Below are 24617 nucleotides of genomic sequence, written 5' to 3' on the forward strand. Positions count from 1 at the left end.
CCCACCCCCGCCCAAAGCTGGCACCATCGCGCCTTTTTTTACGCGACTCCCCAGGCATTTCGCTGACAGTTCGGTTCAAACAGCCGTTCGGTTGTTGACGGCGCGACAGTCTGCTGCGCCGATGCGACAACCTGTCGCAAGTCGCCGGTTTACCGCGCGTAGCGCTGTTGGCGGCCATCCGGACGCATGCTAGCTTGGCCGCCTCGCCAGGAAGGCTGCCGACAGCAAGGGAGCACATATCATGAGGAACGCACATGGCCCAGGCCACGCCCGCGCTTGAAATCCGCAACCTGCACAAACGCTACGGCCAGCTGGAGGTGCTCAAAGGCGTCTCGCTGACCGCTCGCGACGGCGACGTGATCTCGATCCTCGGCTCCTCCGGGTCCGGCAAGTCCACGTTCCTGCGTTGTATCAACCTGCTGGAGAACCCCAACCAGGGCCAGATCCTGGTGGCTGGCGAAGAGCTCAAGCTCAAGGCGGCGAAAAACGGTGAGCTGGTAGCCGCCGACGGCAAACAGATCAACCGCATACGCAGCGAGATCGGTTTTGTCTTCCAGAACTTCAACCTCTGGCCGCACATGAGCGTGCTCGACAACATCATCGAGGCTCCGCGCCGGGTGCTCGGCCAGAGCAAGGCCGAAGCCGTCGAAGTCGCCGAAGCCTTGCTGGCCAAGGTCGGTATCGCCGACAAGCGCCACGCCTACCCGGCCGAACTGTCCGGCGGCCAACAGCAACGTGCTGCAATTGCCCGCACGCTGGCGATGCAGCCCAAGGTGATTCTGTTCGACGAACCCACCTCCGCCCTTGACCCGGAAATGGTCCAGGAAGTACTTAGTGTGATCCGCGCCCTGGCCGAAGAAGGCCGCACCATGCTGCTGGTCACCCATGAAATGGGGTTTGCCCGCCAGGTTTCCAGCGAAGTGGTATTTCTTCATCAGGGCCTGGTCGAAGAACAAGGAACGCCACAGCAGGTTTTCGAAAGCCCGCTTTCGGCGCGCTGCAAACAATTCATGTCCAGCAACCGCTAACGGAGCAGTACCTATGCAGACCTACAGGAAAATTCTCTTGGCCGCTGCGGCCAGCCTGGTCCTTTCGGCCAACGCCATGGCGGACGGCAAACTGAAAATGGGCATCGAAGCAGCCTACCCTCCGTTCAACAACAAGGACGCCAGCGGCCAGGTCGTGGGGTTCGACAAAGACATCGGCGACGCGCTGTGCGCCAAGATGAAAGTCGAGTGCGAAGTGGTCACTTCAGACTGGGACGGGATCATTCCGGCCTTGATGGCGAAGAAGTTCGATTTCCTGATTTCTTCGCTTTCGATCAATGAAGAGCGCAAGCAAGCGGTGGATTTCACCGACTCGTACTACACCAACAAACTGCAATTCATCGCACCGAAAAACGTCGATTTCAAAATCGATAAAGAGTCTCTTCAGGGTAAGGTCATCGGGACACAGCGCTCCACGCTCGCCGGCACCTGGATGGAAGAAAACATGGAAGGTGTCGAACTGAAACTCTACGACACCCAGGAAAACGCCTACCTGGACCTGACCTCCGGTCGTCTTGACGGGATCCTGGCAGACAAATACGCGAACTACGACTGGCTGAAAACCGAAGCTGGCCGGGCTTACGAATTCAAAGGTGACGCGGTGGTAGAGGGCGACAAAATCGCTATCGCCGTACGCAAGGGTGACGATGAATTGCGCAACAAGCTGAACGCCGCATTAAAAGAGATCGTTGCCGACGGCACCTATAAAAAGATCAACGACAAGTACTTCCCGTTCAGCATCTATTGATTCTGACGTGCCTGGCCGGCGCCGCTGTTGTGCAGCGCCGGTCCTTAGCAAAGCCTGCCGCGATATGAACACATACCCATGATGATCGATCTCTACGGATTCGGCCCGGCGCTTGCCGCCGGCGCGCTGATGACCGTCAAGCTGGCGCTCTGCGCCCTGTGCCTGGGTCTGGTGCTCGGCCTGCTCGGCGCCCTGGCGAAGACCTCGCCGTACAAGCCGCTGCAATGGCTGGGTGGCACTTATTCGACACTGGTGCGCGGCATCCCGGAATTGCTCTGGGTGCTGCTGATCTACTTCGGCACCGTCAACCTGATGCGTGCCCTGGGTGAATACTTCGGCAACCCCGACCTTGCCCTCAACGCCTTCGCCGCCGGCGTCATCGCACTCGGCCTGTGCTTTGGCGCCTACGCCACGGAAGTGTTTCGCGGCGCAATCCTGGCGATCCCCAAGGGCCACCGTGAAGCCGGCGTCGCTTTGGGCCTGTCGAAATGGCGGATCTTCACCCGGTTGATCCTGCCGCAAATGTGGCGCATCGCCCTGCCCGGCCTGGGCAACCTGTTCATGATCCTGATGAAGGATACCGCGCTGGTCTCGGTGATCGGCCTGGAAGAAATCATGCGACACGCGCAAATCGGCGTGACCATTTCCAAACAGCCGTTCACCTTCTATATGGTCGCCGCGCTCATGTACCTGGGGCTGACAGTACTCGCCATGATCGGCATGCACCTGCTTGAACAACGCGCCGCCCGTGGCTTCGCCAGGAGCACCCAATGAACTGGGAAGTCATCATCAAGTGGCTGCCGAAACTGGCCCAGGGCGCGACGTTGACCCTGGAGCTGGTGGCCATCGCCGTGATCGCCGGCCTGTTACTGGCGATTCCGCTGGGCATCGCCCGTTCATCGCGCCTGTGGTACGTGCGGGCGTTGCCCTACGCCTACATCTTCTTTTTCCGCGGCACTCCGCTGCTGGTTCAGCTGTTCCTGGTCTATTACGGCCTCGCTCAGTTCGATGCCGTGCGCAGCAGCGCGCTGTGGCCCTACCTGCGAGATCCGTTCTGGTGCGCCACCGCCACCATGACCCTGCACACCGCCGCCTACATCGCCGAGATCCTGCGCGGCGCGATCCAGGCCATTCCCCGTGGCGAAATTGAAGCCGCGCGGGCCCTGGGCATGTCTCGCCCCAAAGCCCTGCTTTACATCATGCTGCCCCGCGCCGCGCGCATCGGCCTGCCGGCCTACAGCAACGAAGTGATCCTGATGCTCAAGGCCAGTGCCCTGGCCAGCACCGTCACACTGCTGGAACTCACCGGCATGGCCCGTACGATTATCGCCCGGACCTACCTGCCGGTAGAGATCTTCTTCGCGGCCGGCATGTTCTACCTGCTGATGTCCTTCGTCCTGGTACAAGGCTTCAAGCAACTGGAACGCTGGTTGCGCGTCGATGCCTGCCAAGGCCGCTGAGAGCGACGTGCTGACGGGCGAAGCATTGCTCGCCCGTTTCATGGCCCTGGATGCTTTTCTCACAGAGCACCAGGCACTATGGAAGCCCCGCCCTTTCACCCATCTGCAGCTACCTTGGGAGACTTCCTACGCCGAACTGGCCCAATGGCTACTCCAGCGTTCGCTGCAAGCGGCGGAAAACGACCATCATCAGCCGTGGTTGATTGAAGACGCGCCCGCGCCGTTTGCGCAATGGGCCGCTACCGCCCGCGCATTGAGCGCTGTCGCCGAGCTGCCCGCCAGCCTGCTGAAAGCGCCGACTCATCGTCTCAACGTCGACGTACCCGGGCGCAAATGGCAGCAAATCGAAGCCTTCGCCAGCCGTCTGAACTTCACCACCAAACCTACCCACTGGCTCGACTGGTGCGCCGGCAAAGGCCACCTGGGTCGGCGGTTACTGCACGACGATCAGCACCTGACCTGCCTGGAACACGACCCCAGGCTGGTCGCCGCCGGCCAGCAACTGAGCCAGCGCCACAACCTGCCCGCCATGCACCTGCAGCAAGACGTAATGGCGACGGACGCGGCCCAGGCGATCCAACCGGAACACACCCCGATAGCCCTCCACGCCTGTGGCGACCTGCATGTGCGGCTCATGCACCTGGCGAGTGCCGCCGGCTGCGCCCAAATGGCTATCGCACCGTGCTGCTACAACCGCATCAGCACGGCGCAGTATCAACCGCTGTCCAACGCGGCCAGCCAATCCAGCCTGCAACTGTCGCTGGACGACCTCGGCCTGCCACTGAGCGAAACCGTCACCGCCGGCGCGCGCGTCCGTCGGCAACGGGACAAATCCATGGCCCGACGCCTGGCCTTCGACCTGCTGCAAAGGCAAATCCGCCGCAGCAACGACTACCTGCCCACACCGTCATTACCCAGCGCCTGGCTGGAAAAACCGTTCGCCCAATACTGCACAGACTTGGCGACCCTGAAGAATTTATCCACAGTCGGTTTCCCCGATTGGGACCAACTGGAGGCTGCGGGTTATCAACGCCTGGCCGAGGTGCGCAACCTGGAATTGGTGCGAGGCCTTTTCCGACGACCGCTGGAGCTTTGGCTGGTGCTGGACCGGGCACTTTTTCTCAGCCAAAAGGGCTATGACGTACGCCTTGGCACCTTCTGCGAATCACCTCTTACGCCACGAAATCTGCTGCTCTTGGCAGAGCGTCAGCCTCGCCCCACAGTCTGTGGATAACTCTGTTGATGAAATAAGCCTGGGTTCAAGTAAATCGTGATTTCGTGAGCGCTTACGGGCTGTTCATTTTTTGTTCACATGGATAAAAAACCATGAAAACAGGGATTTGCGGGCAAACGAGAAAAGTGTCACAAAAAGGAAGGATTTCGTTCGGCGCTTCCTTCCCATTGTGCATAAGCGCTAAAACAAACCGACATAACGGTTGGTTTTAATGCCGTCAGGGCAGCATTTCCGCTGGCCGTGCGTCGATTGATGCCCCCACGCAAGCTTCGCCGCACCGCCAAGCCACGGCCTGCGTAAAAATAGTCAGAATTCAGGGGTTTACAGAACCCGCCCAATCGCTATAATCGTCGCCCACACGCCGGTATAGCTCAGTTGGTAGAGCAACTGACTTGTAATCAGTAGGTCCCGGGTTCGACTCCTGGTGCCGGCACCATACAAGGTTCCAGAGAAGGCTTTCAAAATCTCTGGAATCCCCGAAAAACCCGCCTTCTGGCGGGTTTTTTCGTTTTGGCGTTCCGTCGGATTCCGGGGGTAGCCAGCGCTAATAAGGGTACATTTAAGGATACCTACCAATTCGATATTGGAAAGTACCCTTATGGCTCGCACAACGGCTCCCCTTACCGACAACGCCTGCCGCACTGCAAAGGCTCGCGAACGTGAGTACAAGCTTTTTGACGGCGATGGCCTTTACCTGCTCGTGAAGCCCAACGGTCGCAAAGGCTGGCGGCTCAGGTACGTAAAGCCCGATGGCCGCGAGGGCCTGACCTCACTCGGCAATTATCCAGTGGTCGGGCTGGCTGACGCTCGCCGCAAGCGCTTCGAGCTCAAACAGCAGCTCGCCAACGGCATTGACCCTATCCAGTCCAAGCAGCAGGCCAAGGTGCAAGCCGTGATCAATGGCCGAACCTTCGAAAGCGTTGCGCTCGATTGGTATGCCGGGATGGTGCCGAAGTGGGCGCCGGGCCACGCTAAGACTGTGCTCAGCCGGTTGAAGACTCACGTATTCCCTTTGTTAGGTGCCAGAGCAATCGTTGATTTGGACACCCACGACCTCATGCAGCCACTGGAGGCTGTGACGAAGCGCGGCACCATCGACGTGGCGCTCAGGATCAAGAACTACCTGCAAAGCATCATGCGCGAAGCCAAACGGCTGCGACTGATCACGGCGAACCCGGCTCACGATCTCGATGGCTCGATCAAAACGCCACGGGTTACACATCGACCCGCACTACCCTTATCGCGGTTGCCTGAGCTACAGGCGCGTATCGACGGCTACAAAGGTCGCCCGCTCACGCGCCTCACGGTGATGCTATCGCTGCACGTGTTCGTGCGCTCCAGTGAACTGCGCTTCGCCCGTTGGAACGAGTTTGACCTCAAGCGTGGCATCTGGGAGATCCCCGACACCCGCCCGGTGCTGGACGGAGTACCCTTTTCCACAAGGGGTACAAAAATGGCCGGGGATATCCACGTTGTACCCTTATCGCCGCAGGCAGTGGCCTTGCTTGAGCAGATCCACGCGATCACCGGCAAGTTCGACCTGGTGTTCGCGGGGGATGCCAAACCGTGGAAGCCGATGTCCGAGAACACGGTGAACGCCGCGCTAAGGACGATGGGCTATGACACCAAGGTGGATATCTGCGGCCACGGGTTCCGAGCCATGGCGTGCAGTGCGCTGGTCGAGTCCGGGCTGTGGTCGGAGACGGCTATCGAGCGGCAGATGAGTCACAAGGAACGCAACAACGTACGGGCCGCTTATACCCACAAGGCTGAGTTCCTTGAAGAGCGCCGGATGATCATGACCTGGTGGAGCCGGTTTATAGAGGCGAACCGCGAGGACCATGTGACGCCGCATGAGTTTGCCAAGCAGACGGGCGAGAACGTCACGCGGCTTCGCAGTGCCAAGAGGACCGAGTAACCCGCCGCACCACCACCTCAACTCGCTGTGAAGTTACCCACAGCACCGCATGAAGCTCCTCCGCGCGGGTCCTTTCAAACGGGGCTGCAAAGCCGCCCCGTTTGAAAGGACCATACCTAAGAAAAAAACTGCTGGCACAAAGTGCATCCGTGGAAAACCACTGATGTCCACCGGGGGATAGTTTTATCCACAGGCGCTAAATCTCTGAAATCGCTTTGCTTGACGAATATTGTCCACAGACGTAGACCGGGAGTTGCAAGCGCTGTCGATGACAGCACCCCAGGTGACCCGAACCTTAAAGGTCACGCCGCTCTGGCGGTGGTTCTCCCCAAGGGCGATTCGCATCCGGCAGCTCGCCCGGTCACTACCCATGTGATGGATGCTCTTACACACATAGCGCTCGTGCGCCAGATACACCGTACCTCGCTGCCCTGCAGCAACCTATCCGCTTGGCCGAAATATTGCGCCAACCTGTGCCCGTCTCTTTCTTCTGTAAAGAGACGGGCACTTCTACCACTGCTGCAGCCCTGATCGCACAAGGCTTTGCGGCATTCCCCCTCGTGACAATCGGCGTGACAAACGCCGATGTCACCAGCAACAGCCATGCAGATGATGGTGCCGCAGACCAAGGAATGGACTGCACCTGACTGACAGTCAGGCATGCCCCGGTCATCGCATTGCTGCTTGCACCTGGCTCAGGATCTCGCGGCATTGGTCTCGTCAGCCAATGCAGCCTCCACCCGCCCACCGGTAACGGTGCTCAGGAGGCAGATCATGAGATTCCCTTGCTCCCGGTTGTAAGGAGCCGCCAGTCCCGCGTAGTGGACATTCCCCATAGGTCGCAGGGGCCTTGATCCCTGATAACACTCAGCATTCTTGGCGGGATGACGTGGGGCGAGGGTCGGTGAAAAAATGAGGTGATCGGCATTGGTGGGTATACAAGATGGCCGCAATTTTAGCTATGAGCTACGCAGCGCCATAGGTGCCAATGTAGTTTTTGGAAGCGACTATCTTACTTTATGAGCCGAAATGCTTTGATGAGCCTTAAGCTGAGCTAAATAAACTCCAGAGAAAGCTGCCTAGTAAATTCGAATGGCCTTTCTGGGCTTTTTTCAAGATGGCTAATCAAATTAGCCCTAAAGCCAGCGAAATTCCCTAACAAGGCGTCATTTCGCAAGACATATTCGCATAAGCCTGGCGACAACTTAAACCCTCTTCTCACTGATAGATCAATAGCTTTTATCGCCATTTTTGCAGGATAAGGATTATGTATTAGATTAATATCTAGAATTTTACGCCTAATAGACTGCCTACAAAATTTAGGCAAATAGAAACATTCGCTATTAATGTTAAATATGGCAGCATCAGTAGTAAAGAAGGTTGTCCTGCACAGATCTTCTATACATATTGCTTTCACGTACCCTTCGCGAACAGCCCACGTATCTTCTAGAGACCAAATATCATAAGGACGCCCTAAAAAGAAAAACCTATACCCTCCAAACCTATTTCTCACAGGTGAGTAATTTCGGATTGCATAGTATATTTCTTCGGCAGATGCGCTTGATACCAAATCTATATCCGAATTAAAAAATTCAGGACGCCCCAACGTTAGATCGCGAATCATCCCACCAAATATAGCTAAGTCAGCGAGAGAGCTTTTCAGGTGCTGAATCGGATGAGTTTCTCCCAGCTCCTCACCGAGAAATACCTGAATTTTCTTTTTAGCTGACTTCGAATTCATTGAGCTATCTCACCCACGAGCTTGATAGGAGCGGAGCTCCTGAAGAAGGTTTACCGCATAGGAGTCTGTCATGCCAGATATCATATCCGTCAATAGTAGACATTGGCGGTACCGTAATGGTATGCCCTTCAGATCGCCAGGAGGCGAGTTATACACGCGCCGATAGTTTTCAGATATCCTCATAAAGACATATCGATTATATGGATGACTAGGGCGATAAACCTCATTATCTGGGTTAGTTTCTAAAATAGCAGCCCAGAAAATATCCATTAATCCACGTATCGTGTTATAACCAGTCAACTCAACCTCTAGGACTGAACGATGTTGAAACGTATGATTAAAAGAAAAGTCCCCCAGTAACTCACGCAACCGCGAAACACTCGAAATATCTAACAAGGCCCTGGGAGCCAAGCCCTCGATAAAACTGTTCTGATTTTCGACAAACGCATCAACGCAAGAGTTTATCATCACCCCAATTGCATAAACTCTAAAACGCTGCATGGATACATCATTTAGTTCTGCAGGAGACAAGTCTAATAGCCGATACTCAACATGCTTCGCTCGTGACTTCTCCACCAACTCATTAATTACATTATCTTGAGGGGCGTGGTGCTCCAAGTAAGCTAGAAGGTCTGAAAATGAAGCCAGTCCTTTTTTGACAGCATCCTCAATATCAAGAACCGCATAAGCAATATCGTCGCAAGCCTCCATGATGTAAGACATTGGGTGACGTTTACCGATTGAGAGACCAACACTTTCTAGAACATGTTTTGCTATCGACTCTTCGGACAAAAAGAAACCATGCTTCTTGGTGCAAACGTTGTTCTTATTTACACCCATCGCCCCAACAGGGTACTTCATCATGGCGGCAAGTGTCGCAACAGTTAGATCTAGCCCAAAATCATCATTAAGCACTTGAAGCCGTGTTACCAACCTAAATGCCTGAGCATTACCTTCAAATTTTAAGAAGTCACGATACTGCCGTTCAGTCAGCACGCTGAATTTCTTACCGGCAACTGAACTAATATTGTCGAAAAACCAGCTTTGGATTGCCCCCTCCCCTTGATGGCCAAAGGGTGGATTTCCTAAATCGTGGACAAGACCTACTGCAGCAAGAAGGGAAGGAATATCCCTCACAGCAGTGGGAACTTCACTCGCAATGTTATTCGAGTATACCAGTGTAGTGCCGAAGCTACGGGCTAAGTTCGAAACCTCGTGTGAATGTGTCAATCTGTTCCGAACGCTGTCGTTCCTATCAAGGGGAAACACTTGAGTTTTGTCTGCCATTCGTCGGACGGGGGCACAAAACAAAATGCGATCATAGTCGCGCTCGATTTCGGTGCGGAGTTCCACTCTTCCGCTACTTGAACTGGCTGCAGGCACGACGGTGCCTGCATCGGTTTTTTTCCGACGACTCGCACTCAGAAGACTGGTCCACACCGACCTCGGCTCTGCAGTGGCAGGGATTGGGGCTTCTTGCATCGAGGTCAATTCGTATCTCCTTGAAAAATATGAACTTCTTGTCGGCGCTGCGGCTGCTTCGACTGGAGGTGGCTATTATGCCAAGAAGCCCTACTCTCGGCCACATTCAGTTGAGGCGATGATGGCCGGAAGCCCGAACACATCGTGCTAAGCAGTCCTCTAGAAAAAACTAGCTCAAAATATTGATCTTGCCCAACGTCTCAATTGCAAACGTTTGAAAAAACTGATGTACTTAGCATAACTTCTAACAAGAGAAAAATTATGCTGCCAAAAGAGGTTTACGATGTAGCCCAGAAAAAGGGGATGTCGCATTTCTTTCACGCTAATACGCTAGCTACTAGTGTAAGTCTTCTGAAACTAAATAGCCTTGCATCTAGGGAACACGTCGAGAATTTCGGACTTGCCCAGACGGGGCAATATACCGATGACCTCGATAAGAGCCTAGGTGTTTGGAACGATGTTTTTCTTGACACTGTAGACATCCATCGTCGTGCTTCGCGCCGAAATCATTACGGCCCAGTTCTTTTTGTTTTCGACTCAAAAGTTATACTTTCAGCATCTGACGTGCGGATTACCAAGACAAACCCTTCAAAATGGCAGGTCAACACTCCAGTTGAGCAGCGCTATTTTACAAGTATCGCGGAGTTAGACGCCGACTGGCACGCCGGGAACTTTGATCAGATGATTACACTACAAGCACCCAACGGAGCCATCCCTCTCGACAGAAACTTTCTAAGCGTAATCATAGATGACCCTGCAACTGGAGATGCGCCTAGCAAAGATTATATTGCGGCCGAGGAAGCAATCTCCAAGCTTACAGACCGTACGATCACACGCAGACAATGTTCATCATGGTGCAAATGCAAAGAAAACTACCAGAGTAGCTGGATAACTTCAAAAATGTTCAGTATATGACGCGCTTTCCCTCTTCTGCGAGCACTCGCTTTCCAAAAGCAATTTTTCGATCGCTTTTGCAGAAATTGGTACGCCGTGGTCATACAGAACTATCTGAGAAAGTCGCTTTGACCCTCGCCAAAAATGGCGACTCAAAGTGGCTTCAGACCCGAGCAAGCGTAATCTTGTTTGAGGAGTGCTGGCCGCTAGTGCCGGTGGTAGCGTCACACACACCAACCATTGTCCTTATTAAAAAAGTTGCAGGGTCTAAAAAAAATAAGGATGCAGCGGGTCTAGGAAGCCTTGCTTACGAATACTCCACTGGAAATAAAAGTGCAGCAAAAGACTCTCCAGATAGTTTAGCCGTTAGAACGGTAGCTGCAGGACTGGAGAGACCTGACGCTTTCTTTAACTGGGTGGAGAGCAAGAGCTTAAGCCTTGAACAAAAGAAAGTTACAGCTTCAGCCCGAAGTATTTATAAACAAGCAAGCTGGCAATGGGATAAGGCATTCTGTATCGCAGCGTCCTATCTTGCGATGTCATCACTACCTATAGTCACCCCCTCGACTGCAGATGTTGAAAGCAGCTTCCCTACGTGGGTAGCTATTGACAAACATACACCTGAGGGACGGGCCGCCATTCAACGCGCCGGAGCTAAACTCAAGATACCGCCCAAGCAACTCTCTTGGATCAGTTTTTACCTCGAAAGCGCTAAGGTTAATTATTTGGTTGATTCTCCATGGTGGGATGCCGAGAGGAAATGGCGTTTTTTACAACTCGGAATCTCTGAAAGCTACGCTTCTGAGGTCTGGAATCAAGCCTCAGAAATAATTCAAGAAGAACTCCACCTGCAGACCTCAAGAATAAACAACCTCATTAAAACTGGCAACTAGAATTTTTACAAACAAGCTAACTCCAGCATCCTTCCCGAACCAATCTGCTGACAACTTCTTATTTGTTATAGCCGGACTGCACACCCTAATAAAAACATATCCAACCTCACCACCAGCAGAACCCAGACCAGACAAGCTGCTAACATCTGTAGTTGATACACCCACCCCTTTCCAAATTTAAACTTACTGCTCTTTAAACTGAAATAGTTAGACGAAGATTATAGGGTATTTTTTGAGATAGCGCTTTGCGCCAATTCTTTTATAACCAATTAAATCAATGCTTTATGATACTTTTCGACTCTTGGTGCCGCACCATACAAAACGAAGCCCTGGCAGAAATGCGGGGGCTTTGTTGTTTTAGCGGTGGAAGAGACTGCGCTTGAGCCCCGACGCCCTTCCTCTCAAACCACTCGCTCAAGCTACATCGTCCCCAGCGTCGGGCGCGCATCGCAGCAACCAGATCATTGGAGGCGAATCTCCCTCGATCGGCCTCGTCTACCGCCATTTCAATCTGTGCGGCCAAAGCCTTCTCATGCTCGGTACAGCCGCGAAGGATGTGATTGTCAACTCCGTCCATCCTAGGCAGGTCAGCAGGAGAGCTCGAAGGATGTTCCGGCAGGTTTAGAGTTGTTTCGGTCATGACTACCTCAATGATGAAGTTTCGGGCCAGCACGCTTTCTGCGCTTGATTGCAGAGCTGCGACGACATGAGCAAGCACTGCTTTCACGATTACCTGTGATGAGTCTCCGGCTGCACCATAAAATTACCTAAACCTCACCCGCCAGCATCGCGCCACGATTGCACCCTACCCAATCGCCCGCTACTCTCCAACTGTCGCTGCCAATTCAGCGACCGGGCCTGAGAACCCGAGTAAGATGCAGGCGCTACAACGCCCGAATCACGTTTTGCGGCGTTTTTTTATGTCCGTATTCCGTGCTATGGCGGCTGTGCGTGGGAGACCTTCGGGTCTGCCGGGTTCCTGTATCTCCGGTTTCTCAGCCTGCGCACAGCTGCCACCCATTCGCCTGAGAACGAACGTGGCAGCTCTCAACTGATATGGGAGTCTATCGATGCACGCCATGGATCTGCTGCAGTCTCGCTTTATCACTTTGCCAGCCACCCCCCGCCAATTGGCGATCGGAGGTGCGCAGTGACCAATCCCAAAGACCTCAAAACCCCAGGCCTAACCCCCTTCTCCTACCACTCCGACCGCCCCCTGTTCCGCGTCAACAGCGGCATCCCCATCGGCGAAGCCCTCTCCCACGCCTCCGATCTTCTCCACATCGCCATGCGTCTGGCCGATGACGCGGCGATGGTTCGGGGGACGGATCGTTATGCCTGGGCGTCGTGTTATTTGCAGGAGATGAGCAAAGCCGTCATCGATGACGTGGTGAAGGTGCTGGAGGCGCCGGGGAGTAATCCTGCTTAAGACGCAGTGACGCGATGCTGCTCAGTGAGTGGGGCAGCATTGGGTTTCGTCGGTAGCAAAGAGGGGCCGCTTCTCAGCCCAGCGGGAGCAAGCTCCCTCGCCACGGGTTAGTGGAGCATTCATCTATTTATTTTCGCCGCCGATAGCCTCAATCAAGAGCATGCCTTTCCAAGGCTCGGCGAGCGCTCATCTACACTTGCCCAAATCCCCCCGCTCCAGGAGCAATAAGCGATGAAAATCCGCACCAAGGTTGTAGGTTCGGGGTTGGTCAGCCTGTTTTTTGCGCTGTTGCTGGGCGGTATCGGGCTGTGGGGTTACCACGCCATGACCGACGCCCTGGCGCAGAACGAGACCAGTATCTCGGCGATGCGCAAGCACATGGAGGCGGACATGATGCATGACGCTATTCGTGGCGATGTGTTGGCTGCCTTGCTGGTTGCACCGGGGGATGCCGAGGGCGCGAAGGAAGTCACCGAGGCGTTCGACGAGCATTCGCAGCGGATGCGCAAAGTCATCGCGGAGAACGCCGAGGCTCGGTTGCCGGGTACGATTTCTCAGACCATCGCCGAGCTCAAGCCTCAGGCCGAAGCCTACATCGCCTCGGCGAAGCAAATAATTGGCAAGGCGTTGAGCGGGGCTCAGGATGGCCGGGCGTTGCGTACCGAGTTCGATAAAGCCTTTTCGGCGCTGGAAGAACGTAACGAAGCGGTCAGCGAGTTGATCGAGAGCCAGGCACAAGTTTCTCGCGAGCATCAAGACCACAGCATCAGCACCTCGGAGCGCTGGCTGATCATCACCTTGCTGGCCACCTGCGTAGCGCTTGTATTGCTGTCGTGGAGCCTGCTAAAGGCGGTGCTCACACCGCTGAACAAGATCATCCTCAACACCCAGGCGATTTCTCAAGGCGATTTGCAGCGCTCGATGGGGCCTCATGGCGATGATGAGTTGGGTCAGTTACAGGCGGTGATCGAACAGATGCAGGCGAACTTGCGGCAGATGATCGCGACGATCCGTGGCCAGAGCGATGAGCTGCACGGCACGTCGCGCAATCTGGGCGATACGGCGCGGCAGATTGTGTCCAGCGCCGACCAGCAAGCCCAGAGCGCTACCAGCATGGCGGCGAGCATGGAGCAGATGATGGCGAACATCAGCCAGATCCATCAGCACGCCGACAGCGCGCGGACGATTTCGGCACAATCCGAACAACTGGCGAGCAGCGGTGGGCAGGTGATTCTGGGGGTGGTGGAAGGCATGAACCGAATTGCCGAGGTGGTCAATCAATCGTCCAGCAAGATCACCGCGCTGGATGCGTCATCCGAAGATATCCATTCCATTATCCAAGTGATCAAAAGCATCGCTGAACAGACCAACTTGTTGGCGCTCAACGCCGCCATCGAGGCTGCTCGCGCCGGTGAGGCGGGCCGCGGTTTTGCGGTCGTGGCCGATGAGGTGCGCAACCTGGCGGCGCGTACCACGCAATCCACCCAGGAGATCACCGCGATGATCGAGCGCATCCAGTCCAGCGCACGGGATGCGGTGGCGAACATGCAGGCTTGCGTGAGCCGAGTGGACGAAGGTGTCAACCTGGCCCAGCAGGCCGGCGTGTCGATCAGTGAAATCCGCACGGGCGCACGGCATGCCGCCGAAGTGGTGGAGGAAATCTCCCAGACCATTGCCGAACAATCAAAGGCCAGTGATGAAATGGCTCAGCGGGTAGAAGCAATAGCCGAGCAGACCCGGGAGAACACCCGCTCGATTCACGATCTGACGAAAACGGCTGACCATTTGAACGATGCGGCGGGCTCGATGCAGGCTTCGGTGCAGCAGTTCAAGATTTGATCAACCACGCCCGCATGTACGTGGGATGAAGGAGCTTGCCTGGCGGCCGCACGGCAGCTCCTTGTTCACACTTGACTCACCTCGAATACAAACGAAATCTCCCGTTTCTGGGCGCTCCACACGTAACGAATATGCTTACCCTGCACCGGGATCGACACCGCCGGCGGGCGAAACGCGGCCACGCATTCATGGCCGGGCAAACGGACGCTGTTGTACAGCAACCCCCACGACAGGGTTTCACGCAGTTCTCGGGCGAATAGCTGGGACGGGCCGTAGGCGTCAGGGTCCGGGTTGTGCAGATGGGGATAGTCGTGGCGGATGTCGTGCAGGGGTTTGACGATCTTGTTGACGTAGGTGCGCATGGTCAACTCCAGGTCCGGCTCGTTGGTCGCCCCAAGGAAGCGTGCCTGGTGGTAGCAGGTCTCGGCAATCGCGGCTTCCTGGCTGCTGGCAGCGTAGTAGACGCCGAACGTGCCGTCGCTGAAGCGGCTGCGCTTGCCGATGTGGGTGAATGCCGCCATCACCGGCGACGAGCCCGGGCCGGAAACCCGGTCTTCGGGACGTACCCGCGAAAGCACTCCAGCCTCTTCCATGAGCCGGTCATTGGTCAGCGCTTCGAGGGCGTAGGCGGTGGGCAGGTCATCTGGATCGAGTACGTCTTCGAACAGCGTGATCGGCGGAAAGCTGCTGTTGACGATCCGATAGGCCCGTTTCCATTGCGGGTCCGCCAGTGGTGGCGTCATCAGCCGCGCACTCCGTCGAGGTATCGCCGCACATCGGCAATGTCCACCACTCGCCCGGTCAGCATGTAGGAAAGCGCCGACTGTCCGTTGAATGGCGCCGCGTTATTGGGACTGCTGACCCACTGATAAACACGGTCCCGGCTGTTACTGAAGATAATGCTCAGGGCTTTATGAATACCCATGAGGTAGGAAATACGCTCGAGGGTATCGCGCGGCAGCCTCACGTTGTCGGGTAATTGTTTGTACTTGTAGAAGGTCGTGTTCCCTATCTTGCCCAACAGCGTGCGCTGCTGTTCGACGCTGCAGCCCCACAATTCCATGAGGTTGAAGAAAAACTTCAACGCGACTCGACCCGCATCCGGGGAATCCAACTGTTGCTGTGCGTTGAGCGTGATGGAGGAAGTCGCCATGAGGTTTGGGCTCCTGTATTACGGACTGTTGCGTAAAGACTAATACATAAACGGATAAAAATTAAGTTTTAATTCGCAAACGAACAACTTCAGAGCCGCGAAGTCTGGATTCGCTCGCAAATGTATCGGCCTATAAACAGCACCAGCAAAAAATCAGAATCGCGCATAAGCTCCAATCATCGCCTGCTGGAGCTTTTCGCTACAAAACCGCGACAACCGTGGCAAGGTGCTTGATGATAGCCAGCATCGCACCGCCAGGCCCTGGCCAGGTGCAAAATTACAGCGAGCCCACTTAAGCAGAGGGCATTACCCCATGGATAGCAGAACCTTACGCAACCTCATGCGCATCGTGCAGACCGGCTCGTTGTCGGCTGCGGCGGAGCAATCGTGCCTGACGGTGCAGGCATTGGCGGCACAATTGAACAAGGTCGAGGAACAATTCGGGTTTCGGTTGTTCCGCCGCTCGAACAAAGGCCTGGCGTTGACCAGCCAGGGCTCGGAACTGACGCCTTTCATGGAACAGGTCCTGGCGGCCACCCGGCAGCTGGAGGAAAAAGTCGCGGCGCTCAAGACGCCCCGGCGACGTACCCTCAAGGTAGCGCTCAACACGACGTTGCCGGCGGAATTCAATCGACGGATGATCGAACGCCTGATCGCCGTTTTCCCCCAGTATCAGTTGGAGTTCAGCTACGCCGAATCGATGGAGAACCTGAGCAAGCTCAAGAACGAGCATTTTGACCTGGCGATCCTGGTCGGACAGCCGAGCGGATTTACCAGCATCGCGATGCCGGATGTCCAGGTACGCGTGGTCGGCGCTCATTGTGGCGAAGAAGATGATTCCCTTGGCCTGCTGGGTGACCGGTTCCAGGTGCGTCCGGCAGAGGAATGTCCTTATTCGCGCAGTTTCCTGCGCTTCCTCGACGCCGGTCTCGGTGAATACGGGCCGAGTCAGCGAATGGTCTATTCCTGCAGCGAAACCCTGACGCTGTCGTTGATTACCCAGCTCGACGGTTTGGGCCTTGTCTCCCGGGACGCGGCGCTGCGCAACGGCTTGGCTATCTTCCCGGATTTCGAGGACTTCCTGGAAGTACGCCTGGCGGTAAACAACCCTGAGCTTTCGGACCAGGCGCTGCATGATGTGGTGGACCTGACGCTACAGGAACGAACCGAGCGCGATATACGCCGCCGTGCCCACCGCCACACTGAGAAACAGGTTACGGCTGAAATACGCACATAGCAGGGTCGGAATCGCGGCGTAGAACTCCGGACGGTCGAGCTGTATCTGCTGGTCCTTGATCAGCAGCGGCGTCAGGGTAATGGCAGCGACGATCGCCACCGGCAGGTATTCCAGTGCACGGGCAACGAAGGGTGGCCAGTTTTCGGTGTTGACCTGCAGCGGCAAGGCACGGGGCAGGAAGGTCACGGCCATCATCAGGACCACGACCAGGATCAGGAACGTTTGGTCAGGCATACGCCCACCCCGCAGCCAAAAAACGTGGCAATGAAGACGTTGAACGGCGAATTGCCCACCAGGCTCAGAGCGCCCATGCAGGCTACAGCCGCCAGCGCCGCGATCAGTTTGTTACGTGTGTTGCACAGTGAAACCAACACGTAGAGCATCATCGCGGTCAAGGCGTAGTCGAGCTGATACTTGATCAGGTGCGCGGCGTATTGCGCACAGACGGCACCCAGCAAGCCGCCCAGCACCCAGGAGGTGTGGCAGAAGAGGTTGAAACCGATCAGGTAACGCACGCTCACCGGCGCCCCGCTACCGAGCTTGACGCTGTGGAACGCGAACGACTCATCGGTGAGCCCCGATGCGTAGCACCAGCGTTCGAAGCGACTGAGCCCCAACGCTCGCAAGGCCTTGGCCATGTAGACCGACATCAGCATATGACGGGCATTGATCAGGAATGTCGTGAGCACGATGGTGGTCAAGGAAGCCCCGCTGGAGATCAATGCCAGCGCGGCAAATTGTGAAGCTCCCGCGTACACGAACAGGCACATCGCAACCGGCAGCCACAAGGGCAAACCGGCGTTGACCGCCATCAGACCGAACACAAACGAAACCGTGAAATAACCCGCTACCACCGGACTGGCTTCAGCAAAGGTTCGCGAGGCTTGTGGTTCGACCGCCAGCGGCTGGCTGGAAGTCTTGTTCATAAATCCCTCTCGAAAGTGATTTCACCCCGGGGTTCGCAAAACCCTTGGGCGGCCCAGAAGCGCTTGCCGGCCAGATTGGCATCGTCGACGAACAGGAACATGCGCAGCACGCCAACCCGCTTCATGTCGGCCGATGCCGCCTCCACCAGCCGCTGGCCCAGGCCTTGAGTGCGATGCCTTGGGCTGACGGCCAGGTGATTGATGGTGCCGCGAGTGCCAAGCATACCGCCGATGACTGCGCCGACGACGTCACCCGTCGCATCGAAGGCCAGGTAGGCAGTGGTGGTCTCCTGCAGCAACACCCCGCGCAGGAAGCGAGCATCTTGCCATTCACAGAACGACACTTCGGCAAAACCGCGAAAAAACTGCTCCAGTCGTTCGGCGTCCCTGACCATGGCTCGGCGCAACAGGATCTGCTGCGCCGATTCGTCCATGGGTTCGAGCTGTTCAGCGAACAATGTCGAAAGCGGTCCCGGGCCGCGAGAAGGAAATCGCCAGAATCTGCCTGAAGGCCATTTCGTGGCTATGGGTATTGCGGGCAGGAGTTACGTAATGGCGCATGTCGCGATCAAGGAAGAACGTCGTGTCGAGGATGTCTTCGTAGGTGGTCGCCGCCAGTTGCTCTTCCTGAGGGCTGTAGAGACGGCTTTCAGCGCCCGCCACATTGTTGCGGCCCCAGAAGTGCACGCCGCTGAACGGGTACCCGTCGCAATGAATGCCCTCGGGGGTGATTTCCAATTGCTTGCCCGGCTTGATCTCGATGCGGATCTGGTGAATCTGGCACTGCCAGACTTCGTCGTGCAACTCCTGCGGGAGGACGTTCTTGTACACCTCGAAGTCCGTGTCGATCAGGCTACGCATGACCGGCGAATTGATCACTTCGTTGGAGAAGTCCTGGAAGTGCCGCTCCAGTCCGCCGACATAGCTGTTGTTGGCCTTGGACTGAACATAGGCCCGGTGCTCCAGTTGCTTGAGCTCTCGGGTCGCGGGGTTGTATTCGAAATCGCTGTAGCGACGGAAACGCATGCCCGACTCGGCCTGACCGTAATAGCTGTCGGGCTCCATGTTTTCCCAGCTTTTGGTCAGCCGGACAAAGTCGCCGAAATGACCGTAGAGATTGAAGTCACCACCGCGGACGTTGACGTATTTGTCACGTCTTAGCGCTTCGCCCACTTCCCTGTTCAGAACGATCATTTTTCTCAGGTCTCCACTGCAATGAGCGGACTAATCTATTAGGTGCAGGATTTCCGTCCATGAGAAAGTATTTGAGGCATTTCAAGCCGCGCTTGAAACAGGGCAAAAAATTTCATTAGTGCGACTTTTTGCCATGAAGATCCTGCTCAAGAGGTCCTTTTAAAGCGCACGCTCGCGAAAACATTGCCGTTGCCCTGAATTGCGCAAAAACCAACGCAGCACTACGCAATCCGTTAGGCATTTTTCTGTGAAAAAACCGGACCAGCCCTCCTGAAGCATTCCTGAAAATCTCTGGACCCGCCGGCTCGCGGGCATTCCTGATTACCTGGCTCATTCCTTGATAGACGTGCTCCCCCGGGACAAATCCCGGTTCCGACACGTTTCGGCAAGGAGAGCCTCATGACGCCATCGGCGTTCACGCCCCTCGACCCCAGGATATGGCTGGCGCAACAGCCACTGCAGGAAAACGAACACCTGTACCTGATCATCAGCGCAGCGAGCGAAGCCAATGCGTTGCAAGCCCTCCGCACTTCAGTTCCAGCTCATCCACTGCTGCCCATCTGGAGCGACACCCCCTACGCCGCCTGGCAAGCGGTGATGCCCTATGTCACCAAGCTTGAGCCCGACTCGGCGTTCCTGTCATGGATCGCTGGGAACGATGCCCTCGATTGGGGCTGGCTGGCCGTGTCCCACTGCGAACCCGGCGAGGTACTGGCGCATCTGCGCAGCTTGACGCAAGTGCGGATGCCGGACGGGAATCCGGTGTTTTTCCGGTTCTGGGATGGGCGGTTCATTTATCCGCTGCTTGAAAAGCTCGGCGCGGCAGCCGGGCAGGTGTTGCCGACGTTCGATCGATACCTGATAAACGGCAAGGCCTTGCAGATCGGTCCAACAAGAGTTCCGGCTGTCCGGGACTGGCCATGGTGGGACATACCACAGGAGGCGCTCGACATGTTGCCGGACGAGAACCGGCCCATGCACGTCGACCGTCTGTTGCAATGGCTGGAAGAAGAGCATCCAGGTGTCCACGCCGCTTGGTCAGAAAACAATCTGAAGCAGAAAATTTCCCGTTTCGTCAGCCGGGTGGGTGCTTCGGAAAACCTGCGCGATGCGCTGCTCGAGGACCTTATCCTGGAACAAGGCTGATACTGTCGAAAAGGTATGGGAAGAAACGCCGTCCTCTCGCCGGGAGACAACGGCATTCTTCGTCAGGCGAGGCGCGTCCCGAACCCGGTCGAGACGCGTTTCAAGCAGCGTGAATCATCAAAAAACATTAATCGGATAATCCACAAACACCCGCAGCTCATTACCGCTGACGTTGTATTCGCTGGATTTCTGCGACACGCGCAGGACCGAACTGCGCAACCGTACGCTCAGGTCCTTGGCCGGGCCGCTCTGGACCACGTATTTGAACTGGTTGAAGATCTCGCGCTCGGTGCCGCCTTCGCTGGTGGAGGTGGTGATGTTGTCGCCACGCACGTAGGCCACGTTGTAGGTCAGGCCCGGTACGCCGAAGGTGGTGAAGTCCAGGCCATAGCCCAGTTGCCAGCTACGCTCGTCTTCGGCGTTGAAGTCGGACCAGTAGGAGTTGGCCAGGTAGATGGTGTTGCCACCGTCGCCGACGCGATTCTGGCCACGTTGATAGCCGCCGTAGGCGTAGCCCAGGTTGCTGTCGCCGGTGCTGCGCTGGTGAGCGAGCGTGAAGCTGTGCGGGCCGGTGGCGAAAGTTGCCGCCAGGCTCCAGATTTTGTTGTCGTCGCCAGTGACGCCGTTTTCGCGAACATAGCTGTCGTCCAGCTTGGTGCGATAGCCGTTGAAGTCCAAGGTCAGGGATTGGTCCTTGGCCAACGGGAACACGTAGTTGGCGTTCACGTATTGCTTCTTCAATACGTCTTCGACATCGGATGCGTAGAGCGAAGCCTTGAATTGCTCCGTGAACTGGTAGCTGCCGCCCAGTACGTTGATCGATTTCAAGCCACCGCTGTCACGGCCTTCAGCGCTTTTACGAGACTCCGCGGTGAAACGGCCGGCGTTCAACTCAAGCCCTTTGATCTCCTTGGAAGTGATCAGCGTGCCGGTGTAGCTTTCCGGCAAGAGGCGCGAGTTGTCGTAGTTCAACACCGGCAGAGTCGGCATCTGGTCGCCGTAGGCCAGCACCGTGTTGGAAACCCGGAATTTCACCGCGGCACCGAATTTGGAGAGATCATCGGCCGCGTTGCCGCTGTCGCCTTTCTTGAAGAAATCGATGCCTTGTGCACCGGTGCGCCCCTTGCCGCCGTCCAGACGCAGTGCATACAAGCCGAACGCATCCACGCCGACGCCCACGGTGCCTTGGGTGAAGCCGGACGAGAACGTACCGATAGCGGCTTGGCCCCATTCAGCCTTGTCCTCGTTGCCGTCCTTGTAGTCGCGGTTGATGTAGGCGTTGCGCAACAGGACTTTCAGGCTGCTGTCCTCAACGAAGCCCTTGGACTCGGACTGATCGCTGGCCATGGCGTGTGTTGTGCTCAAAATCCCCAGTGCTAGCAAAGTAAAGCGCTTGTTCAACATGATTATTTTCCTTGTACGGGTTGATACGCACTGCACCCGACAACCGAAATGGCGCTTTTCGCGCTCTTTTTCAGACTCTTGCTCCTGGAAATAATGAAAAGGCCCGGCCACGGAATGATCGTGTCGGGCCTTTTTATTATTTAAGAGTCATGGCTGTTGGCCACAGGCGTGGGCGAATCCTAGTCGCGCCCTGAAGTCCGTGTCAATTTCGTGAATCTTCGGTTATCAGGCAAAAAGCACGCCCATAAAAAAAGCGCCAGCCCTTCGGCCAGCGCTTTTTATCAATCCTTCGAATTCTATCCCTGCATGACATCCCACAACGCTTCCAGCTCCGCCTCGCTGAACAGGCCAACGGGGTAGCGCTCGATGATCATCCGGCGCGGATCAGGTTCTCTGATCTGACGCGTTCCATTGGACTTCAACCACTGCGCCAACGCTTGAAGCGACTCACCATTTACGGTCAAGGGATGGCATGTGCGCTCGCTTATCATATTCATTCCAGCGCCCTCTCCTGGTTGATGAGCGGCCAATTTATCCAAGGTTTATGACAAAACAACGCAGCTCCACTCCCCGAAACTGCACGGATGCCGATACAAGAGCTATGCCAAGGTAATCGGCTCGCCGACGAACCGCGCACAAAAAAGCCCGCGCCCCAATGGGAGCGCGGGCTTGCCAGGATGGATCCAAAAACACCGGCGTAGAGCCGCTGCGATGGATGTCACCGGGCTGTTACATCCGCACTCATTTTGTGTGCGCGGCAGGTTGCTGTTGGGTAAGGCAATGGATGTTTCCGCCCCCCAGTAACAGCTCTCGCCCAGGCACCATGACGACTTCATGCTGGGGAAACAGGTCCTGCAGGATTTGCCTGGCCGTGCTGTCCAGCGGGTCATCGAAACTCGGGGCGATGATGCCGCCGTTGACGATCAGGAAGTTCACATAAGAGCCGGCCAGACGCTCGCCAGGTTTGCGCTCCTGGGAGCCTTGCACCACATCCACGCCGGCGCATTCTTCTTCGGTGGCATACAGCGGCCCGGGAATCGGCATTTTATGCACCGTGAACGAGCGACCCTTGGCGTCGGTGCTGTTTTGCAGCACATCCATCGCCGCGTGGCAGCGGGCATAGTTCGGGTCCTGCGGGTCATCGGTCCAGGCCAGCAGCACCTCACCAGGGCGTACGTAGCAGCAGAAGTTATCCACATGGCCATCGGTTTCGTCATTGAACAGGCCATCGGGCAGCCAGATGATCTTGTCCACCGCCAATTGGGCACTGAGCACCGCCTCGATTTCCTGGCGGTTCAGGTGCGGGTTGCGATTGTGGTTGAGCAGGCATTCCTCGGTGGTGATCAAAGTGCCTTCACCATCGACGTGAATCGAACCACCTTCGAGGACGAAGCCCTCGGTGCGGTAGCGCGGGCTGCGCTCGATTTCGAGAATCTTGCCGGCCACCAGCGAGTCCCGGTTCCATGGGGAATACAGCCCACCCTCGAAGCCGCCCCAGGAATTGAAGTCCCAATCGACACCGCGCACTTCGCCGCTGTCGTTGATCACGAACGTCGGGCCTGTGTCCCGGACCCAGGCGTCGTCGCTGGACATTTCCACAAGGCGGATGTTCGGCACGTCGAGTCGCGCCCGGGCGTTTTCGTATTGGGCGGCGGACACCGCCACGGTGACCGGCTCGAAACGGGCGATGGCCTTGGCCACCGCCACATGGGCGGCCTGCGCGGGCTTGCCGCCCAGGCGCCAGTTATCCGGGCGCTCGGGCCAGATCATCCAGACCTGAGTCTGGGATGCCCACTCGGCAGGCATGTAAAAACCGTCCGCGCGCGGAGTGCTGTGCAAAGTTGTCATGATTCAGGACTCCAGTGAGCCGTCGAGAGTTTTGATCGCGCCGTACAGGTTCGGACGCCGATCACGGAAAGTGCCCCAGGCACTGCGAATATGTTCCAGTTCGTCGAGGTCGAAACTGTGCACCAGCACGCCTTCTTCGGTCTCGTTCAATTCCTGGACTTTTTCACCGAACTGATTGGCGATGAACGAGGAGCCGTAGAACGTGATGTCATAGCCATCTTGCTCTTCGTTGCCGATGCGATTGCTGGCGATCAGCGGCATCAAGTTGGCGCCGGCATGGCCCTGTTGTACACGCTGCCAGTGATCGCGCGATGAAATGGTCTTGTCGTGCGGCTCGCTGCCAATGGCGGTCGGGTAAAACAGAATTTCCGCACCTTGCAACGCCATGCTGCGGGCACACTCCGGAAACCATTGGTCCCAGCAGATACCTACGCCGATTTTCGCGTAGCGGGTATCCCACACCTTGAAGCCGGTATCGCCAGGATTGAAATAATACTTCTCATGGTAGCCAGGACCGTCCGGGATGTGGCTCTTGCGGTAGATGCCCAGGTTGCGACCGTCGGCGTCGATGATCGCAATGCTGTTGAAACGCGCACGCCCGGCCCGTTCAAAAAAACTGATCGGCAGCACGACCTGCAGTTCTTCGGCAATTTTCTGGAAGTGCTTGATGGCCACGTTCTCGTCAACCGGAGTCGCCAACTGCAAATAATCCGGGTTCGGCTTCTGGCAGAAGTACGGCGTCTCGAACAATTCCTGGATGAGAATGACCTGCGCGCCCTGGGCAGCGGCCTGACGGACCAGCTTTTCGGCGGTCTCGATGTTCGCTTCGAGATCCCAGGAACAGGCCATTTGCGTGGCGGCTACGGTAACGATACGACTCATGAATCATCTCCCAGGCGATGGACAGTAGCGCCTTTATAGCCGATAAAAATCGGCATTAGAAGCATAAAAAACCATGAATCCGATTAACAGCCAACAAAACATCGACAAAAATCGAACTAGCAGCCAATAAACCTGTGGGAGCG

24 protein-coding genes, 1 tRNA gene and 1 pseudogene are annotated in these 24617 nt (G+C 56.3%); 13 read left to right on the plus strand and 13 right to left on the minus strand.

All coding sequences use genetic code 11. The features are described from left to right. Positions 1 to 254 precede the first annotated feature (254 nt). The 7 genes from ACE04F_RS26215 to ACE04F_RS26245 all read left to right on the plus strand — a co-directional run bounded on the left by ACE04F_RS26215 (position 255) and on the right by ACE04F_RS26245 (position 6406). Positions 255 to 1028, plus strand: a complete 774-nt coding sequence (locus ACE04F_RS26215) for an ABC transporter ATP-binding protein (protein WP_434602538.1) — start codon at positions 255 to 257, stop codon at positions 1026 to 1028. A gap of 13 nt (positions 1029 to 1041) precedes the next feature. Then, on the plus strand, positions 1042 to 1794 hold the full coding sequence (locus ACE04F_RS26220; protein WP_486110520.1) for an ABC transporter substrate-binding protein: 753 nt from the start codon (positions 1042 to 1044) through the stop codon (positions 1792 to 1794). A 78-nt stretch (positions 1795 to 1872) separates the two neighbouring features. Continuing rightward, the gene (locus ACE04F_RS26225) at positions 1873 to 2568 is read left to right on the plus strand and encodes an ABC transporter permease (RefSeq protein WP_486110521.1); all 696 of its coding nucleotides are present in this window, start codon (positions 1873 to 1875) and stop codon (positions 2566 to 2568) included. Further along, positions 2565 to 3254: an ABC transporter permease gene (locus ACE04F_RS26230; RefSeq protein ID WP_434570279.1), complete on the plus strand. Its 690-nt coding sequence runs from the start codon at positions 2565 to 2567 to the stop codon at positions 3252 to 3254. The genes ACE04F_RS26225 and ACE04F_RS26230 overlap by 4 nt, the downstream gene beginning before the upstream one ends. Next, positions 3235 to 4488, plus strand: coding sequence for a methyltransferase (locus tag ACE04F_RS26235; protein ID WP_486110522.1), 1254 nt, complete (start codon positions 3235 to 3237; stop codon positions 4486 to 4488). Before ACE04F_RS26230 ends, ACE04F_RS26235 begins: the two co-directional genes overlap by 20 nt. Positions 4489 to 4848: 360 nt before the next feature. Continuing rightward, positions 4849 to 4924: transfer RNA gene (locus tag ACE04F_RS26240), tRNA-Thr, on the plus strand. 162 nt (positions 4925 to 5086) lie between these two features. Further along, complete coding sequence (locus ACE04F_RS26245) at positions 5087 to 6406, plus strand: tyrosine-type recombinase/integrase (protein ID WP_486110523.1); 1320 nt, start codon at positions 5087 to 5089, stop codon at positions 6404 to 6406. 1054 nt (positions 6407 to 7460) lie between these two features. Here the strand turns inward: ACE04F_RS26245 and ACE04F_RS26250 are convergent. Further along, positions 7461 to 8147: a hypothetical protein gene (locus tag ACE04F_RS26250; RefSeq protein WP_186711451.1), complete on the minus strand. Its 687-nt coding sequence runs from the start codon at positions 8145 to 8147 to the stop codon at positions 7461 to 7463. A 9-nt stretch (positions 8148 to 8156) separates the two neighbouring features. Further along, positions 8157 to 9629, minus strand: coding sequence for a dGTP triphosphohydrolase (dgt, locus tag ACE04F_RS26255; RefSeq protein WP_454239983.1), 1473 nt, complete (start codon positions 9627 to 9629; stop codon positions 8157 to 8159). Positions 9630 to 9890: 261 nt separating this feature from the next. Between dgt and ACE04F_RS26260 the strand changes: the two genes are divergently transcribed. Beyond that, a complete protein-coding gene (locus ACE04F_RS26260) occupies positions 9891 to 10544 on the plus strand; it encodes a hypothetical protein (RefSeq protein ID WP_454239855.1) in 654 nt (217 codons plus the stop codon). Next, positions 10541 to 11416 carry a hypothetical protein gene (locus ACE04F_RS26265; protein WP_454239856.1) on the plus strand — a complete coding sequence of 292 codons (876 nt, stop codon included), beginning with the start codon at positions 10541 to 10543 and terminating at the stop codon, positions 11414 to 11416. The genes ACE04F_RS26260 and ACE04F_RS26265 overlap by 4 nt, the downstream gene beginning before the upstream one ends. 424 nt (positions 11417 to 11840) lie before the next feature. On the opposite strand, the pseudogene ACE04F_RS26270 reads toward ACE04F_RS26265, so the two are convergent. Next, a pseudogene (locus tag ACE04F_RS26270) lies at positions 11841 to 12056 on the minus strand (CopG family transcriptional regulator); the annotation flags it as partial. Positions 12057 to 12566: 510 nt separating this feature from the next. Here ACE04F_RS26270 and ACE04F_RS26275 point away from each other — a divergent pair. Then, positions 12567 to 12845, plus strand: a complete 279-nt coding sequence (locus ACE04F_RS26275; protein ID WP_434570292.1) for a DUF3077 domain-containing protein — start codon at positions 12567 to 12569, stop codon at positions 12843 to 12845. Positions 12846 to 13076: 231 nt separating this feature from the next. Further along, on the plus strand, positions 13077 to 14684 hold the full coding sequence (locus tag ACE04F_RS26280) for a methyl-accepting chemotaxis protein (protein ID WP_486110524.1): 1608 nt from the start codon (positions 13077 to 13079) through the stop codon (positions 14682 to 14684). Between the two features lie 65 nt (positions 14685 to 14749). Here the strand turns inward: ACE04F_RS26280 and ACE04F_RS26285 are convergent, their stop codons facing one another. Together ACE04F_RS26285 and ACE04F_RS26290 are read right to left on the minus strand one after the other, a co-directional pair. After that, entirely contained in the window at positions 14750 to 15427 is a 678-nt protein-coding gene (locus ACE04F_RS26285) for an RES family NAD+ phosphorylase (RefSeq protein ID WP_486110525.1), read from the minus strand. Next, positions 15427 to 15837, minus strand: a complete 411-nt coding sequence (locus tag ACE04F_RS26290; protein ID WP_486110526.1) for an MbcA/ParS/Xre antitoxin family protein — start codon at positions 15835 to 15837, stop codon at positions 15427 to 15429. Before ACE04F_RS26290 ends, ACE04F_RS26285 begins: the two co-directional genes overlap by 1 nt. Positions 15838 to 16150: 313 nt before the next feature. Here ACE04F_RS26290 and ACE04F_RS26295 point away from each other — a divergent pair, with 313 nt between their 5' ends. Continuing rightward, positions 16151 to 17074, plus strand: coding sequence for a LysR family transcriptional regulator (locus ACE04F_RS26295; RefSeq protein WP_486110527.1), 924 nt, complete (start codon positions 16151 to 16153; stop codon positions 17072 to 17074). On the opposite strand, the gene ACE04F_RS26300 is transcribed toward ACE04F_RS26295, so the two are convergent. Genes ACE04F_RS26300 through ACE04F_RS26315 form a run of 4 tightly spaced genes read right to left on the minus strand, consistent with a single transcriptional unit; the run spans position 16991 to position 19194 of the window. Next, positions 16991 to 17308: an AzlD domain-containing protein gene (locus ACE04F_RS26300; RefSeq protein WP_305497500.1), complete on the minus strand. Its 318-nt coding sequence runs from the start codon at positions 17306 to 17308 to the stop codon at positions 16991 to 16993. The genes ACE04F_RS26295 and ACE04F_RS26300 overlap by 84 nt on opposite strands. Beyond that, positions 17287 to 18000 (minus strand): AzlC family ABC transporter permease, encoded by a 714-nt coding sequence (locus tag ACE04F_RS26305; protein WP_486110528.1) that lies wholly within the window; start codon positions 17998 to 18000, stop codon positions 17287 to 17289. The genes ACE04F_RS26300 and ACE04F_RS26305 overlap by 22 nt, the downstream gene beginning before the upstream one ends. Continuing rightward, positions 17997 to 18434: a GNAT family N-acetyltransferase gene (locus ACE04F_RS26310; RefSeq protein WP_486110558.1), complete on the minus strand. Its 438-nt coding sequence runs from the start codon at positions 18432 to 18434 to the stop codon at positions 17997 to 17999. The genes ACE04F_RS26305 and ACE04F_RS26310 overlap by 4 nt, the downstream gene beginning before the upstream one ends. A 13-nt stretch (positions 18435 to 18447) precedes the next feature. Continuing rightward, a complete protein-coding gene (locus ACE04F_RS26315) occupies positions 18448 to 19194 on the minus strand; it encodes a 2OG-Fe dioxygenase family protein (RefSeq protein ID WP_486110529.1) in 747 nt (248 codons plus the stop codon). Between the two features lie 399 nt (positions 19195 to 19593). On the opposite strand from ACE04F_RS26315, the gene ACE04F_RS26320 reads away from it, so the two are divergent. Next, positions 19594 to 20340: a DUF4123 domain-containing protein gene (locus tag ACE04F_RS26320; RefSeq protein ID WP_486110530.1), complete on the plus strand. Its 747-nt coding sequence runs from the start codon at positions 19594 to 19596 to the stop codon at positions 20338 to 20340. 117 nt (positions 20341 to 20457) lie between these two features. On the opposite strand, the gene ACE04F_RS26325 is transcribed toward ACE04F_RS26320, so the two are convergent. The 4 genes from ACE04F_RS26325 to aguB all read right to left on the minus strand — a co-directional run bounded on the left by ACE04F_RS26325 (position 20458) and on the right by aguB (position 24474). Next, the gene (locus tag ACE04F_RS26325; protein ID WP_486110531.1) at positions 20458 to 21744 is read right to left on the minus strand and encodes an OprD family porin; all 1287 of its coding nucleotides are present in this window, start codon (positions 21742 to 21744) and stop codon (positions 20458 to 20460) included. A gap of 296 nt (positions 21745 to 22040) precedes the next feature. Further along, positions 22041 to 22241, minus strand: coding sequence for a hypothetical protein (locus ACE04F_RS26330; RefSeq protein ID WP_486110532.1), 201 nt, complete (start codon positions 22239 to 22241; stop codon positions 22041 to 22043). A gap of 244 nt (positions 22242 to 22485) precedes the next feature. Beyond that, the gene (aguA, locus tag ACE04F_RS26335; RefSeq protein WP_486110533.1) at positions 22486 to 23592 is read right to left on the minus strand and encodes an agmatine deiminase; all 1107 of its coding nucleotides are present in this window, start codon (positions 23590 to 23592) and stop codon (positions 22486 to 22488) included. Positions 23593 to 23595: 3 nt separating this feature from the next. Then, complete coding sequence (gene aguB, locus ACE04F_RS26340) at positions 23596 to 24474, minus strand: N-carbamoylputrescine amidase (RefSeq protein WP_486110534.1); 879 nt, start codon at positions 24472 to 24474, stop codon at positions 23596 to 23598. Between the last annotated feature and the right edge of the window lie 143 nt (positions 24475 to 24617).

The organism is Pseudomonas sp. AGC41 (assembly GCF_057334555.1).

What these genes read in the sequence shown, in the direction of transcription:
- ACE04F_RS26215 (WP_434602538.1), top strand. Translation starts at nt 255, where the DNA reads ATGGCCCAGGCCACGCCCGCGCTTGAAATCCGCAACCTGCACAAACGC.
- ACE04F_RS26220 (WP_486110520.1), top strand. Translation starts at nt 1,042, where the DNA reads ATGCAGACCTACAGGAAAATTCTCTTGGCCGCTGCGGCCAGCCTGGTC.
- ACE04F_RS26225 (WP_486110521.1), top strand. Translation starts at nt 1,873, where the DNA reads ATGATGATCGATCTCTACGGATTCGGCCCGGCGCTTGCCGCCGGCGCG.
- ACE04F_RS26230 (WP_434570279.1), top strand. Translation starts at nt 2,565, where the DNA reads ATGAACTGGGAAGTCATCATCAAGTGGCTGCCGAAACTGGCCCAGGGC.
- ACE04F_RS26235 (WP_486110522.1), top strand. Translation starts at nt 3,235, where the DNA reads ATGCCTGCCAAGGCCGCTGAGAGCGACGTGCTGACGGGCGAAGCATTG.
- ACE04F_RS26245 (WP_486110523.1), top strand. Translation starts at nt 5,087, where the DNA reads ATGGCTCGCACAACGGCTCCCCTTACCGACAACGCCTGCCGCACTGCA.
- ACE04F_RS26250 (WP_186711451.1), bottom strand. Translation starts at nt 8,147, where the DNA reads ATGAATTCGAAGTCAGCTAAAAAGAAAATTCAGGTATTTCTCGGTGAG.
- dgt (WP_454239983.1), bottom strand. Translation starts at nt 9,629, where the DNA reads ATGCAAGAAGCCCCAATCCCTGCCACTGCAGAGCCGAGGTCGGTGTGG.
- ACE04F_RS26260 (WP_454239855.1), top strand. Translation starts at nt 9,891, where the DNA reads ATGCTGCCAAAAGAGGTTTACGATGTAGCCCAGAAAAAGGGGATGTCG.
- ACE04F_RS26265 (WP_454239856.1), top strand. Translation starts at nt 10,541, where the DNA reads ATGACGCGCTTTCCCTCTTCTGCGAGCACTCGCTTTCCAAAAGCAATT.
- ACE04F_RS26280 (WP_486110524.1), top strand. Translation starts at nt 13,077, where the DNA reads ATGAAAATCCGCACCAAGGTTGTAGGTTCGGGGTTGGTCAGCCTGTTT.
- ACE04F_RS26285 (WP_486110525.1), bottom strand. Translation starts at nt 15,427, where the DNA reads ATGACGCCACCACTGGCGGACCCGCAATGGAAACGGGCCTATCGGATC.
- ACE04F_RS26290 (WP_486110526.1), bottom strand. Translation starts at nt 15,837, where the DNA reads ATGGCGACTTCCTCCATCACGCTCAACGCACAGCAACAGTTGGATTCC.
- ACE04F_RS26295 (WP_486110527.1), top strand. Translation starts at nt 16,151, where the DNA reads ATGGATAGCAGAACCTTACGCAACCTCATGCGCATCGTGCAGACCGGC.
- ACE04F_RS26300 (WP_305497500.1), bottom strand. Translation starts at nt 17,308, where the DNA reads ATGCCTGACCAAACGTTCCTGATCCTGGTCGTGGTCCTGATGATGGCC.
- ACE04F_RS26305 (WP_486110528.1), bottom strand. Translation starts at nt 18,000, where the DNA reads ATGAACAAGACTTCCAGCCAGCCGCTGGCGGTCGAACCACAAGCCTCG.
- ACE04F_RS26310 (WP_486110558.1), bottom strand. Translation starts at nt 18,434, where the DNA reads ATGGACGAATCGGCGCAGCAGATCCTGTTGCGCCGAGCCATGGTCAGG.
- ACE04F_RS26315 (WP_486110529.1), bottom strand. Translation starts at nt 19,194, where the DNA reads ATGATCGTTCTGAACAGGGAAGTGGGCGAAGCGCTAAGACGTGACAAA.
- ACE04F_RS26320 (WP_486110530.1), top strand. Translation starts at nt 19,594, where the DNA reads ATGACGCCATCGGCGTTCACGCCCCTCGACCCCAGGATATGGCTGGCG.
- ACE04F_RS26325 (WP_486110531.1), bottom strand. Translation starts at nt 21,744, where the DNA reads ATGTTGAACAAGCGCTTTACTTTGCTAGCACTGGGGATTTTGAGCACA.
- ACE04F_RS26330 (WP_486110532.1), bottom strand. Translation starts at nt 22,241, where the DNA reads ATGAATATGATAAGCGAGCGCACATGCCATCCCTTGACCGTAAATGGT.
- aguA (WP_486110533.1), bottom strand. Translation starts at nt 23,592, where the DNA reads ATGACAACTTTGCACAGCACTCCGCGCGCGGACGGTTTTTACATGCCT.
- aguB (WP_486110534.1), bottom strand. Translation starts at nt 24,474, where the DNA reads ATGAGTCGTATCGTTACCGTAGCCGCCACGCAAATGGCCTGTTCCTGG.